The following is a 14,487-nucleotide window of genomic DNA, read 5'->3' on the forward strand; positions in this document are numbered from 1 at the left end:
AAAGAAAAATGGGACGTAATGTCCCATTTTTCATCCTTTTGTACCTCCAGCTGTTAAACCAGAAATAAAGTATTTTTGTAGTGATAGGAATAAAATTGAAATTGGGATCGCAATTAACACAGAACCCGCTGCAAACGTTGTAAATTCATTACCGAATTTCTTCGCAACCATTTCATATAATCCAACTGCTAAAGTATAATTTTCTGGTGTTCGCAAAATAATACTCGCTAAAATGAAATCTGTAAATGGACCAATGAAAGTAAATAACGCTACAACCGCTACGATTGGCTTTGCAAGTGGCATAATGATTTGCCAAAAAATACGAAAATGCCCTGCTCCATCCATTCGAGCTGATTCATCTAGTTCTTTCGGAATCGTATCAAAATACCCTTTCATAAGCCATGTATTCATCGGAATAGCCCCGCCTACATAAATTAAAATTAATGCGAGGTGTGTATCAATTAATCCTGTTAATTGAGCTAATACGTATAAAGCAATTAACGCTGCAAAGTTTGGAATCATTTGCAGAATTAAAAATGTTAATAAACCATTTTTTCTTCCAACAAAACGATATCTCGAAAATGCATAAGCAGTAAAGCTAATTGCTAACACTGAGAAAATCATCGTTAAAACACTTACTTTTAATGTGTTTTTATACCATAGTAAGTAATTACTATTCTCTAGATCTAATAACTTACGATAATGATCTAACGTTGCATTTTGTGGAATAATACTTGATCCAGATAAACTATCACCCGGATTAAACGATGAGCCAATAATCCATAATAACGGATAGAAAATGATGGCACACATTACGAAAATAACTAAATAACTTAATGAGAGACGTAACATCTTCTGTCTTTTAATATTCATTTACATCATATCCTCTTCTTGGAATGATTTTGTTCTCTTAAATTGCCATAACGCAACTGTAATAACGATTAACGATAATATCATTGTAAGAGCTGCTGCTTTTCCGTACTGCGCTGAAGTCATCGTTAACTTATAAATCCATGAAATTAAAATATCCGTTCCACCTGCGTCTTGTCCAGCTACAGCAGGACCTCCACCGTTAAATAGATAGATGATACTAAAGTTATTAAAGTTAAACGTATATTGCGTAATTAATATTGGTGCTGTTGCATATAACACAAGTGGCAATGTAATTTTACGAAACTGTTGCCAAGCTGTCGCTCCATCTACTGTAGCCGCTTCATATAATTCTCCCGGAATCGATTGCAGTATACCCGTTGTCATCGCAAAGATAAACGGGAACCCAAGCCACGTTTGAATCATAATTAAAGCAATCTTCGCCCAAAATGGATCTGTCATCCAAGCAATTTTTTCAATTCCGAATAAAGCTAATACTTGATTGTTAATCGCTCCGAATGTTTCATTAAACATTCCAGAGAAAACAAGAATAGATACGAATGCTGGAACCGCCCACGGTAAAATGAAGATTGTTCGAATAATTGCCTTTCCTTTAATACCGGGCTGATTTACGATAATCGCTAAGAAAATACCAAGCGCAACTTGTAATGTTGTTGCAACGAATGTCCAAATGACAGTCCAAGAGAATACACTTACAAATGTCTCTCTCCACATCGGTAAAGTGAAAATATCAATAAAGTTTTTAAAGCCCACCCAATCTACTAATTTTGCTGGAGGAGAATGATATAAATCATAGTTTGTAAATCCAATTAAAATTACGAAGATGATTGGAAATACGACAACAAAGATAAGTAGTAGAAAACCTGGTGAAACCATTAAATAAGGAAAACCTTGATCTAACAAATTACGGTATTGCTCTTTTACAGAATTTAACGGTGTTCCGATATCACGTTTCTTTCCATTTTGGTATGCATCGTATAAGTTAAATGCATATATGCCGAGCCCAAAAGCGATAACGATAAGGGCCAAGATTCCTTCTACTAATAGAAAGACAGAATGGTCACGTGGAACTTCTGTACCAAGCGTTACAATACCCCATAATCCCATATTTAATAAATCAGCAAAGGCTACAATAAATGAACCTGTTAATACTAGAAAAATAAGACCTTTTACAAATTGTTTATTATACATTTGGCCCACGCCTGGAATGATTGATAACATGGTTGCCATTTTTCTATGCTTTGAATGGTTTAACCCATTTGCTGGTTCCATAGATGTTTGCATGTTCCTTCCCCCTTTTTTCTTCCTACATGGAAGGGAGAGAAATTCGTGCCTCTCATATTCGAGGCACGAATTTCACCTTATTTTTTCTTGTTATGATTTGCCTCAATATTACCTTTAATTTGTTTCACTGCACTATCAAGCGCCGCTTTTTGGTGCCTCTTTATCTGTAACAAATAATTGAAGCGCATCTCCAGCTGGTTTCCAAACTTCTTGCATTTCTGGAATGTTTGGCATTGGAATTCCATTTTCAGAGTGCGTTGCAACTGCTTTTGCAGCTTCGTTATATTTAATAATTGGATCTTCCATAACTGATTTTACTGGAGGAATTTCTTTTGTTTTCTCAAATCGAATTTAATTGCGTTTTCTTCATTTGTTACCCACTCAGTGAATTTTGTAGGTAAATCATTTTGTTTAGAGAAACTTGTTACATGCCATCCTTTAACCCCAACAAACGTTTTCATTGGTTGACCATTTGGTAATTTCGGCATTGGAGCAACGCCATAATCAATCCCGTTCTTTTCCATTGCTTGGAACGCCCATGGGCCATTCATGATAGAAGCTGCTTTTCCTTCATTGAATAGTCCATCAGCAGCAGGCCCACCTGATTCACCGATAATACCTTTTGGGAATAATTTTTCCTTGTACCATTTTTGAAGATATTCAGCACCTTGTACTGCTCCGCTATTATTTAATCCAACATCACTTGCATTTGGCTTTCCATCTTTTTCACCAAATACATAACCGCCCATACCTGCCATGAATGCATTAGCAAAGTAGAAGTTATCTCCTAATGCTAAAAATCCGTACTTGCCATCTTTCGTAAATTCTTTTGAGAAGTTAAACAGCTCGTCCATCGTTTCTGGCGCTTTTGGCATTAGTTTTTTATTGTAAATAAAGACTGGTGTCTCAATTGCTTTTGGTAAACCATATATTTTTCCATTATATGTCTGTGCTTCTATTGATGAATTAGTAAATTTACTCTTTACAGCATCATCTGCTTTCACTTCAGAAAGTAAACCTTCTGTTACTGCATTTCCGATTTGATCGTGTGGCAATGTTACAACATCTGGTCCAGTCCCCGCTGGTCCATCAAGGCGTAACTTCTTCACTTGATCTGTCATTTGCATTTCAACAACTTTTACTTTTACTTTATATTTTTCCTCAAAGCTTTTCACTGCTGGTTCTAAACCAACACCTTTTTTATCATCTTCCCAAACAAGAAGATCATAGTCTTTTTTCGCTTTACTTTCCTCTTTTTCCCCTGAATCTTTCGGTCCACATGCAGATAACATACCAATAGATAATGCTGAAACCGTTAATAATGATAATGCTTTCTTCATCCCAAAAACCTCCCTAAATTGTCTATGTACCTCAGTAACTGAAAACGTTTGCATTTAATAGTTTAATTGAAGCGCAAACAATATCTCAATCTATGAAAACGTTTGCGCTATTTGTCTATCATTATACATTCTTTTATTCATTTTGCAAATATTAATTTAAAAATTATGTCATTATACTCTTTATACATTGACTTTATATGAAATGAATACTACTCTTATAAGCAATATTAAAGCTACGAGAAAGGCAATCGTTTGCAATATAGGCTTTATTATTACACTTAAGGGAATACTATGTATAGAGATATTGAAGGGGGATTTTCTATATGTTTAAAGAAGCTATTTATCATAGGCCGAAAGATAATTATGCATACGCTTATGATGAACAAACAATTCACATCCGAGTACGTACTAAGAGAGATGATATTCAAAGCGCCGATCTTATTTACGGTGATCCTTACGAATGGAAAGACGGGAAATGGATATCAGCAAGTACACCCATGAAAAAAACGGGTTCTACTGCATTATTTGATTATTGGTCCATTTCAATCGAACCAAAATTTAAACGCTTACGTTATGCGTTTGAATTAAAATCTGAAACAGACACTCTTATTTATGCAGAGCGAGGATTCTTTTCTAGCATTCCAAATGATGATGTTGGTAACTTTTTCTGTTTTCCATTTATTCATGCAGATGATGTATTCAAAGCACCATCTTGGATTAAAGACACCATTTGGTATCAGATTTTCCCTGAGCGATTCGCTAATGGCGATAGTACGCTGAATCCAGAAAACACCCTTCCTTGGGGAAGTGCGAATCCAACTCCAACTAATTTTTTCGGCGGAGATTTTTCTGGTGTTATTCAAAACCTTGATTACCTTGTTAAGCTTGGCATTTCCGGAATATATTTCACACCTATTTTCAAAGCTCATTCAAACCATAAATATGACACAATTGACTATATGGAAATTGACCCACAATTTGGGACGAAAGAAACTTTTAAAGAGCTCGTTGAAGAATGTCATAAGCACGGTATAAAAGTAATGCTCGATGCTGTGTTTAATCATAGTGGATACTTTTTCGAGAAATTTCAAGACGTACTAGAGAATGGTGAGAAGTCCGCATATAAAGAGTGGTTCCACATTCATGAATTTCCGATTATAACCGAACCACTTCCAAATTATGATACTTTCGCCTTTACACCGTATATGCCTAAATTAAATACAGCTCATCCAGATGTAAAAGAATACTTACTTGAAGTAGGACGTTATTGGGTACGAGAATTCAATATAGATGGCTGGCGCCTTGATGTCGCCAATGAAGTCGATCACAACTTTTGGAGAGAATTCCGAACTGAAATAAAGACACTAAATCCTGAAGTATATATTTTGGGAGAAATTTGGCACGATGCCCTTCCGTGGCTACAAGGCGATCAATTTGATGCTGTCATGAGCTATCCTGTTACAAACGCTCTACTTTCTTACTTTGCTAACGATTCCATTAAAGCAAGTGAATTCATGAAGCAAATTACAGAATCTCTACATTCCTACTCTATGAATGTAAATGAAGCAGCATTTCATTTATTAGATAGCCATGATACTCCAAGAATTTTAACAACATGCAACGGAGATAAAAATAAGTTGAAATTGCTCTATGTATTCCATCTTTCTTTCATCGGCTCTCCTTGTATTTATTACGGAGATGAAATTGGTATGGATGGCGGCATGGACCCTGATTGCCGTAAATGTATGATTTGGGATACTAAAGAACAAGATCATGCATTATTTACCCATATACAAACATTGATTTTATTACGGAAACAACATAAAGCATTTGGAGGACATGGTACTTTTCAATTCATCGAAGCAAATGATGAACATAATTATATTTCTTATACGAAAACATATGAGGATGAAACTATCTTTTTCGTTTTAAACCCTACTAATAGTGAAGTTACAGTTTCACTCCCTCTTCATGTTACTGGTAAGAAAATAATTAACATTTATACAAACGAAGAATTTTCAGCAGAAGCAAGTGTATTACAAGTTACACTTCCTCCATATGGATTCTCCATATTAAAATGGTAATCCAAAAAAGCCTTATGCCAAGTTTGAAGTGGCATAAGGCTTTTTCTTATTTCAATTTGAACACTATCGCTTCATACGGACGTAATGGAATGTTATCTATTGATCCGATTTCTACATCGTAATTATGTATAAATAACTCTGATTCACTATAACTAATATCCTTAGGCATTTCAAATACACTTTCATCCGCAGTAAAGTTTGCAATGACAAGTAGTTTTTCATCTCCATATGTTCTTACATAAGCAAAAATAGAAGGGTCATTATTTAATATTAAATCATATGATCCATACACAACTATTTCATTATTTTTGCGTAGTTCAATTAATTTCTTATAGTAATAAAAAATTGAACCTTCATCTTGGATTGCTTGTTTCACATTAATCTCTTTATAGTTAGGATTTACAGTAATCCAAGGTTCACCTTTTGTAAATCCAGCGTGATTCTGATCATTCCACTGCATCGGAGTTCTAGCATTATCACGACCCTTTATATAAATAGATTCCATTACTTTTTCTATATCTTCACCATGGTCTATCACTTTTTCTTTATACATATTTAACGTTTCAATATCTCGATATTCATCAATTGACTCAAATCGGACGTTCGTCATTCCGATTTCCTCTCCTTGATAAATATATGGCGTTCCTTTCATCATATGAAGAACTGTCGCTAACATTTTTGCTGATTCAATGCGATACATTCCATCATTACCAAAACGAGATACAACGCGAGGCTGATCATGATTATTCCAATAAAGGCTATTCCATCCGGTATGCTCTAATGCTTTTTGCCACTTTGTTAAATTCTCTTTTAAAGTAAGAAGTGAGCATGGTTTTACATCCCACTTTCCACCTTCTCCTGAATCTAAATCCATATGTTCAAATTGGAATACCATTTGCAATTCTTTTCGTTCTTCTCCAGTATACAATTTCGCTTCTTCTGTCGTTACACCAGGCATTTCACCAACCGTCATAATATCATAATGCGATAATACTTCCTCATTCATTTCATGTAAATATTTATGAATGTTTGGACCGTTCATAAAATGCTTATGACCTGAAACATACCCCTCTGCTTCTGTTTCAACAGCTGGTAATCCCTCTTCTTTAGAAATAAAATTAATAACATCCATACGGAAACCATCAATTCCTTTTTCTAACCAAAACTTCATCATTTCATAAACATCTTGTCTTACCTTTTCATTATCCCAATTTAAATCTGGCTGTTTTTTAGAAAACAGATGTAAATAATATTCATCTGTCATTTCATCATACTGCCATGCAGATCCACTAAAAGCAGCTCCCCAGTTGTTCGGTTCTTTTCCTTCTTTTCCAGGGCGCCATATATAGTAATCTCTATATTTATTATCTTTTGATTTACGTGATTCAATAAACCAATTATGTTCATCAGATGTATGATTAACAACTAAATCCATCATCAATTTCATATTACGTTCATGCATTTCATGTAATAGCTCATCCCAATCTTCCATTGTTCCGAACTCGTTCATAATTTTACAATAATCGCTTATATCATAACCATTATCATCATTTGGAGATTCATAGACTGGTGATAACCAAATCACATCAATCCCTAACTCTTTTAAGTAATCTAGCTTTGAAATAATCCCTTGAAGGTCTCCTATACCATCACCATTACTATCCATAAAGCTACGAGGATAAATTTGATATACTACACTTTCTTTCCACCATTGTTTTTCCATTATGCTACCCCATTTCATTCATCATTCATTTTTCTCTTTTTTAAGGCGCAAACGTTTTCATTAATGAATGATAACAGATTCTATCTCAATTTAAAATAGCGCTTACAATTTTTATTGTTCTTTTTCTAAGAAAACATGCGAAAATCACTAATAACTCTCCAATATATGAAAACGTTTTATTTTTTTATTTATTTTTTGAATCTATTCGTTTATAATGAACTCAAAGAAAACGTTTGCATAATTATTTCTAGGGGGAAATACCATGGCAGAACTTAAATTAGAAAACATTTATAAGATATATGATAATAACGTAACAGCTGTAACTGATTTTAATTTACACATTCAAGATAAAGAATTTATCGTATTTGTCGGTCCTTCTGGATGCGGAAAATCTACAACGTTACGAATGGTAGCTGGACTCGAAGATATTTCAAAAGGCGAGTTTTCAATTGATGGTAAACTAATGAATGATGTTCCTCCAAAAGATCGAGATATCGCAATGGTATTCCAAAACTACGCTCTTTATCCACATATGAGTGTATATGATAATATGGCATTTGGATTAAAACTTCGAAAAATACCAAAAGATGAAATCGATCGTCGTGTAAAAGATGCAGCAAAAATTTTAGGACTTGAACAATATTTAGATAGAAAACCGAAAGCATTATCAGGTGGACAGCGCCAACGTGTTGCGTTAGGTAGAGCAATCGTTCGAGATGCAAAAGTTTTCTTAATGGACGAGCCATTATCAAACTTAGATGCTAAACTCCGTGTTGCAATGCGCTCAGAAATTTCTAAGCTACATCATCGCCTTGGAACAACAACAATTTATGTAACACATGATCAAACAGAAGCAATGACTATGGCTTCGCGTCTTGTCGTTATGAAGGATGGAAAAATCCAACAAATTGGAACTCCAAAAGAAGTATATGAAACACCAGAAAACATCTTCGTGGGTGGATTTATCGGCTCACCAGCTATGAACTTCTTCCGTGGTAAATTGACTGAAACCGATTTCGTTATAGACAATACTATAAAAATTAAAGTATCTGAAGGAAAAATGAAGATGCTACGTGAACAAGGCTATGTAAATAAGGAAATTGTTTTAGGTATTCGTCCAGAGGACATTCATGATGAACTACTATTTTTAGAAGCTTCACAATCTACTGCCTTCACAACAAAAATTGAAGTCGCTGAGTTATTAGGTGCTGAATCCATTTTATATATGAAACTTGGGAATCAAGATTTTGCGGCACGTGTAGATGCAAGACATACGTTTTCACCTGGTGACCAAATTAAATTAGCATTTGATATGAATAAAGCGCATTTCTTTGATAACCAAACTGAACAACGTATTCGCTAAAAAATTTATCTTTACTATACACATATAAAAAACCGTCCACATATATTGAGGGCGGTTTTCATTATTATACTAGGGCTTCTACTGTATGAAATGATTGTCCTTTCGTGCCAATAATACCGAAAATCGGTAAATCACTAAGCACCACTTCTTCTTGCTGTTTCATAAAAGATGACGTTAATTGTTTTATCTCTATCCAAACGTCATTAATACAAAGTACATTGGAATCGTTCTCTTGTTGGCGAGAAAAAATAGAATCTATTTTATATAAACCAGCATTTTGAAAAAGCATGTCAATGCGACTGAATGCATTCAAAGTAATGCTAATAACGCGTTGCCAATCTCCTTGCTTTTCCATATCATAGAATACAAAAAGGGCTTCTCCGCCTAGATTCGTAATTTCCTCCACTGTTGCTTGTCCACTCTCTTGATCAATGTCCGTCACAATAACTTTTGCGCCTTGTTTAGCCAACAAAAGAGCTGTATTACGTCCAATACCGATGCCACCGCCAGTTACGATAGCAACTTTTCCTGCAAGCTTCATTTTCATTACCCCTTCTATAAGTCTTACCGTCATTCAGTATACTCCTTTATGAGATTATTCTGCAAGCAAGAAAAATTGCCATTCGATTGTGTAAACGTTTACTTTTTATCCTTCTTTTTTCTTACTCTTACGCTGATCAAGAACTAGACCGATAAAAATGAGAATGCCCCAAAAAATTATGCTACCTCCTGTCATCTCAACTTCCCCCTTATTATATAAAGTAAAACTTTAATCAGCCCCAAATGGTGAGATAAAGATATTATTTTTAATTATTATACCATTATCTTAATTTTCAATCTATTATAAATAGAAATGACACATTTTAGTTTTTCCTTACTGTAAATATTCACAATATACTTATAAAATAAAAAAAGACCCTTTTATATATAAAAGGGTCTTTTTTTATTTTATTATACAAGACTTATTATTTTCGTCTTTGTAATTAAGTCCTGAAAACCGCAATTGTCTTTGCGGAACAACATCATATATACGTTACATATTAATGGAATTCCTAATAGCAATACGTTCGGTAATAACACTACAAAAAATCTTATAATTAATGTTTGCAACGTTAGCTTTTCACTCTTCAATGAAATTAATTTTATTCTCGTTACCTTTTTGCCAAGTGTAACACCGTTCCAAATAAAGGGTAATACAATAAAATATATCGCCATTAATATGAAAACTACTGCGAAATCATATCTAAAATCACCTAAGCTTATATTAAAGCGCTTAAACATAGCACTATAGTTTCCGGTCATAATAGCTACTACTGCACCATACATAACCGAGATTAAAAACATGTCAATTAGGGAAGCACCTATGCGATTCATTACAAGCGCTGGACGATGCATCTTTAACTTCATTTTATGTCGACTCCTTCATATCCTTCTTTACCCGTCTCATCGTACCACTTCTAAAAAACATTGTAAACTAGCGTTTCTCTTACTTTTCTTGTACAATTTGTTACAATAGCATTATAAAGGAGGTTCCCATATTGAAAAAATGGATAATCCTATTCGTCGCCTTCCTATTAACTGGTTGTGCAGGAAACACAAGTCACTTAACTTATACGGTTAACGATGAATACGAACTCATACGTACTTCTGGAAATGCATTTGAACTTTTCCCCTCGCAAGATGCTGTATATGCCACACAATACATCCCTGCAAAAATTACAGACATTGCTTGGGATGATAAATACATTATTGCAAAACAAACTGAGGAAAAATCAGATCCAAATAACCCTGACGCAGCAATTGCAAATAAAAAAAGTGAACATTATTGGATTATTGATGTAAAGCACAATAAACGTTTCGGTCCCTACAATGAAAAGCAATTTAATGAACAAAAAGATGCGTTTAAAATTAAGGTGCCTTTTCAAAATGTAGATTCATACATAAAAGAAATAAAAAAACAGTCAGCATAATATTTGTATGCTGACTGTTTTGTCTTACATTATTTTAGTGAGATGTTAAACGTTTGTGGCTCTTTTACAACATCTTGTGTTTCTGAATCTCCTGCAAGTAAATCATCAGTTGTAAACTGAATATCCTTTACCTTGTCTTTTCCATCGTCAAGTATTAAACCAATAATACCATCTCTTATTTCACCAGGCTTATAGTCTTCTCTTGATACATTTTTTGTACCAACTAACGTATCTTCGTCATATAAAAAGTTTTGAGTGGCTACTTTAAAATGTTGCTTACCATTAATCATAACATCATTCATAGAGAAAAATTGCATATTTTTATTCCCGCTATTCTCCACTTTATATGTAATCTCAACGTAACGAATTGTATTACTAATCTCTGTTCCACTTAGCGATGCATATAATTCTGCATCTTCTTGGCTTACTTTATCCCCTAATCTACGTTTTACTTCTTCAGGAGTTAGTGCCGTGTATACTTTCAATGTATTTTTTGCCTTTTCACTCATTTGTGATAAAGAGATTACTTTCACATCTTGTACGTGAATTTTCATTGGCGCTACTTCAAATGTTTGATTCACAGAATGCATCTGCTCTAACTTGAAAGTACCCCATCCTGTTTCTTTCACTTTTTGTCCTACTTTTTTCAGCTCACGCCCACCATATTCTTTCGTTTCAGGAATAGATTCTTTCTTCTTCGGTTCAGCTTTCTTTTCTTCTTGATGGAAGCAACCACTTAACATAAGAAGAAAACTACATAAAACAAAAATACTTTTCCATGCTTTCATCATTTCATTTCTCCTAACGCTATCATTCATGAATATAAAATTAGTCCCTTGCTTTGTAAACTATAGAAACAATGACAATTCCACAAAATGAACTTGTCAGTCCAGATACTATTATACCTCCAATTTGGAAAATATGAAAATAGGGGTCTAGGAACGCATGCACGATAAATATAAAAGCTGTCACAATGATTATCGAAACCCAATACTTTCTTTTTTCTAAAGCTACAATCATATCTTTCCCTGTTTCATCTTTATACTTCCATAGTACGTATAATAGCAATAATAAGCCAACACATGTACTCCCATGTTGCATATATTTATACAATGGAATACTGTGTAATTCAATTTGTAACAATGCTATTTTCATAACGAAATAGCCTGTATTATGAGTAAATGCATCCCAAACGACATGCGTGAGCATACCTAATAATGCAGAATAGCAAAATACAAAGAATTCTTTCCAGGTATGTAGCCCCCACCTCTCATCTATTGCATATGAATAATAACCAGCAAACGGTTTAGGCAAATGCGTTATAAACGGCTTTTTTAAAATGTAATGATATATGTATGCGATTAGAAATACAAGCGGTAAATTTAAATATAGGAACCCAAGCCATGTATGGCCAATAACACCATAGGGTCTAAAGTGCAAAAAATATTCAAAGTCAGGCGCCATACTACCTAATATAAGAGCCGTTACTGAAATATGTTTAGAGTGCTTTTTCGCAAAAGGAAGAACTGCTGCTGGATGTGCAAATGTAAACGGCATACTTTAACTCCTTCTCACATTTTCAATAGAATACCATATATCATAACGAGAGAATGAATCTTCATGCAATATTTATTTTCACATTGGAATATGATAGTTTAAATGATATAATCCACATAAAATATTCAGAAAACAAGAAGGGATTCAGGTGTCATTAACACTTGTATTTGCTGCCTTTTTAAATTCAAAATCCGTTATGAATTGAGGTTTATATATTGATTGACGTACCCTTTTTACAAAATGTCACATTAAAAAAAGAAAATATCCCTAGTTTTTTTTTATATCCTTACTGCTTACCCGCTATTCGAACATTACAATCACTAGATTTCCATCCAAATGTAACATTCATTATTGGAGAAAACGGAACAGGTAAATCAACATTACTTGAAGGAATTGCGATTGCGTTAGGTTTTAATGCAGAAGGTGGAACGAAGAACTTCCGCTTTAGCACAAACGATTCCCATTCATCTTTACATGAATACCTTCGAATTTCAAAAAGTTTCAATACACCAAACGACGGTTTCTTTCTTCGCGCTGAATCATTTTATAACGTTGCTTCTTATATTGATGAAATAGATGCTGATAGAGAAGCACGTGGGAATCCGGTTATCAACTCTTATGGTGGTATCTCACTACACAAACAATCACACGGTGAATCATTCTTCTCATTATTTATGAACCGTTTTTCAGGACAAGGTTTATACATTTTAGATGAGCCTGAGGCAGCTTTATCACCAATGAGACAACTTTCCATGCTCATTCGAATGCACGAACTAGCTGAACAAGGTTCACAATTTGTTATCGCGACGCATTCTCCTATTTTAATGGCTTATCCTGAATCCACTATATATTCTTTAACACAAGAGGGAATTCACGAATCCACATTAGAAGAAACTGAGCATTACCAAACGACGAAACTTTTCTTTGAAAATCGCGATCGATTATTCCATCATCTATTTGAGTCGTAAAAAAAGAAGCAGCAATAGCTGCTTCTTTTTTATAGTGCTTCTATAAATAAGGCAACCCCGATACCGCCACCGACGCATAAAGAGGCAATTCCTTTTTCTAACCCACGTCTTTTTAATTCGTGAATTAAACTTACTGTAATACGAGCCCCTGTACAACCAATTGGATGCCCAAGTCCTACGCCACTACCGTTTACGTTCACTTTTTCACGGTCTAAGCCTAACTCTTTCTCTACAGCTAAATATTGAGCCGCGAAAGCTTCATTAATTTCAAGTAAATCTGCATCTTCCAATGACCAATCTACTTTTTCTAAACCTTTACGAATTGCTGGTGCTGGTCCAATACCCATAATTTTTGGATCTACTCCAGCTACTGAATATCCAACAATTCTAGCTAACGGTTGTAAACCTTTTTCTTTCGCTTTTTCTTCGCTCATTAATACTAGAACTGCACTCCCGTCATTAAGGCCAGATGCATTTCCAGCAGTCACTGATCCATCTTTACGGAACGCCGGCTTCAATCCAGCTAATTTTTCAGCTGTAATATCTGCACGTGGATGTTCATCCTTCGAAAATACAACTTCTTTTCTACGCTCTTTTATTGTAATAGGAACAATTTGATCGTCAAAGTATCCAGACTCGATTGCCTTCAGTGCCAATGTATGACTGCGAAGAGCAACTTCATCTTGTTCCTCTCTTGTAATTTCATATTGTTTAACTAAATTTTCCGCTGTTTCACCCATCATAATATGGTGAATCGGATCTTCTAACACTTCCCACACCGTATCACGAATTTCTCCGTGCTGTAGACGTTGTCCCCAGCGGTGCTGTTTCAATGCATAAGGGCTCGAACTCATCGCTTCTACCCCACCTGCAACAACAACATCACTTACACCTAATTGGATTTGCATTGCAGCTGACATAATTGCTTGCATACCTGAAGAACATTGACGTTGGATTGTATATCCCGTAACTGTGTCAGGAAATCCTGCCGCTAATGCAGCTGTTCTCGCCGTATTTGCTTCATCAGTTCTTTGAATACAATGACCTAAAATTACTTCATCAACTTCATGTGGTTCTACCCCGCCTCGTTTTACAGCTTCCTGAAGTACAGGAACAGCTAATTCTACTGGCGTTACATTTTTTAGCGCTCCTCCAAAAGTTCCAATTGGCGAACGAACTGCAGCTGTAATAACAACATTATGCATTTTGCACTTGCCCCTCTCTTATGTACCCTAGTCAGTTTTTAGGTGAAATTCCATAAGATGTATATCTATAACTATCATACTATAAACATACTAAAAAATCAA

General features: G+C 34.7%; 13 protein-coding genes and 1 pseudogene. 4 read left to right on the top strand and 10 right to left on the bottom strand.

The window, feature by feature from the left end; translation table 11 throughout:
* Positions 1 to 30: 30 nt before the first annotated feature.
* The 3 genes and pseudogenes from malD to BC_RS20015 all read right to left on the bottom strand — a co-directional run bounded on the left by malD (position 31) and on the right by BC_RS20015 (position 3,515).
* Positions 31 to 873, bottom strand: coding sequence for a maltosaccharide ABC transporter permease MalD (gene malD / locus BC_RS20005; protein ID WP_001022608.1), 843 nt, complete (start codon positions 871 to 873; stop codon positions 31 to 33).
* Complete coding sequence (gene malC / locus BC_RS20010; protein WP_001194993.1) at positions 874 to 2,175, bottom strand: maltosaccharide ABC transporter permease MalC; 1,302 nt, start codon at positions 2,173 to 2,175, stop codon at positions 874 to 876.
* 77 nt (positions 2,176 to 2,252) lie between these two features.
* Positions 2,253 to 3,515 (bottom strand): annotated as a pseudogene (locus BC_RS20015) (extracellular solute-binding protein).
* 323 nt (positions 3,516 to 3,838) lie between these two features.
* Here BC_RS20015 and BC_RS20020 point away from each other — a divergent pair.
* Positions 3,839 to 5,599 (top strand): alpha-glycosidase, encoded by a 1,761-nt coding sequence (locus BC_RS20020; RefSeq protein ID WP_000471779.1) that lies wholly within the window; start codon positions 3,839 to 3,841, stop codon positions 5,597 to 5,599.
* Between the two features lie 46 nt (positions 5,600 to 5,645).
* Here BC_RS20020 and malL read toward each other — a convergent pair whose 3' ends face one another.
* Positions 5,646 to 7,322 carry an oligo-1,6-glucosidase gene (malL, locus tag BC_RS20025; protein ID WP_000415176.1) on the bottom strand — a complete coding sequence of 559 codons (1,677 nt, stop codon included), beginning with the start codon at positions 7,320 to 7,322 and terminating at the stop codon, positions 5,646 to 5,648.
* Between the two features lie 262 nt (positions 7,323 to 7,584).
* Between malL and BC_RS20030 the strand changes: the two genes are divergently transcribed.
* Positions 7,585 to 8,685, top strand: coding sequence for an ABC transporter ATP-binding protein (locus BC_RS20030; protein WP_000818931.1), 1,101 nt, complete (start codon positions 7,585 to 7,587; stop codon positions 8,683 to 8,685).
* A gap of 64 nt (positions 8,686 to 8,749) precedes the next feature.
* Here BC_RS20030 and BC_RS20035 read toward each other — a convergent pair whose 3' ends face one another.
* The 3 genes from BC_RS20035 to BC_RS20045 all read right to left on the bottom strand — a co-directional run bounded on the left by BC_RS20035 (position 8,750) and on the right by BC_RS20045 (position 10,092).
* On the bottom strand, positions 8,750 to 9,259 hold the full coding sequence (locus BC_RS20035) for an SDR family NAD(P)-dependent oxidoreductase (RefSeq protein WP_000218413.1): 510 nt from the start codon (positions 9,257 to 9,259) through the stop codon (positions 8,750 to 8,752).
* Positions 9,260 to 9,331: 72 nt separating this feature from the next.
* On the bottom strand, positions 9,332 to 9,421 hold the full coding sequence (locus BC_RS20040) for a hypothetical protein (RefSeq protein WP_000145638.1): 90 nt from the start codon (positions 9,419 to 9,421) through the stop codon (positions 9,332 to 9,334).
* 215 nt (positions 9,422 to 9,636) lie between these two features.
* Positions 9,637 to 10,092: an RDD family protein gene (locus BC_RS20045; RefSeq protein ID WP_000769080.1), complete on the bottom strand. Its 456-nt coding sequence runs from the start codon at positions 10,090 to 10,092 to the stop codon at positions 9,637 to 9,639.
* Between the two features lie 131 nt (positions 10,093 to 10,223).
* On the opposite strand from BC_RS20045, the gene BC_RS20050 reads away from it, so the two are divergent.
* Positions 10,224 to 10,655, top strand: a complete 432-nt coding sequence (locus BC_RS20050; protein WP_000758789.1) for a DUF3997 domain-containing protein — start codon at positions 10,224 to 10,226, stop codon at positions 10,653 to 10,655.
* 29 nt (positions 10,656 to 10,684) lie between these two features.
* On the opposite strand, the gene BC_RS20055 is transcribed toward BC_RS20050, so the two are convergent.
* Together BC_RS20055 and BC_RS20060 are read right to left on the bottom strand one after the other, a co-directional pair.
* Positions 10,685 to 11,446: a hypothetical protein gene (locus tag BC_RS20055; protein WP_000973899.1), complete on the bottom strand. Its 762-nt coding sequence runs from the start codon at positions 11,444 to 11,446 to the stop codon at positions 10,685 to 10,687.
* A gap of 37 nt (positions 11,447 to 11,483) precedes the next feature.
* Entirely contained in the window at positions 11,484 to 12,212 is a 729-nt protein-coding gene (locus tag BC_RS20060) for a DUF4184 family protein (RefSeq protein WP_001116856.1), read from the bottom strand.
* Between the two features lie 215 nt (positions 12,213 to 12,427).
* Here BC_RS20060 and BC_RS20065 point away from each other — a divergent pair, with 215 nt between their 5' ends.
* Positions 12,428 to 13,180, top strand: a complete 753-nt coding sequence (locus tag BC_RS20065) for an AAA family ATPase (RefSeq protein ID WP_000567993.1) — start codon at positions 12,428 to 12,430, stop codon at positions 13,178 to 13,180.
* 29 nt (positions 13,181 to 13,209) lie between these two features.
* Here the strand turns inward: BC_RS20065 and BC_RS20070 are convergent, their stop codons facing one another.
* Entirely contained in the window at positions 13,210 to 14,385 is a 1,176-nt protein-coding gene (locus BC_RS20070) for an acetyl-CoA C-acetyltransferase (RefSeq protein ID WP_000552081.1), read from the bottom strand.
* Between the last annotated feature and the right edge of the window lie 102 nt (positions 14,386 to 14,487).

It is taken from the genome of Bacillus cereus ATCC 14579 (assembly GCF_000007825.1).
Lineage (GTDB): Bacteria > Bacillota > Bacilli > Bacillales > Bacillaceae_G > Bacillus_A > Bacillus_A cereus.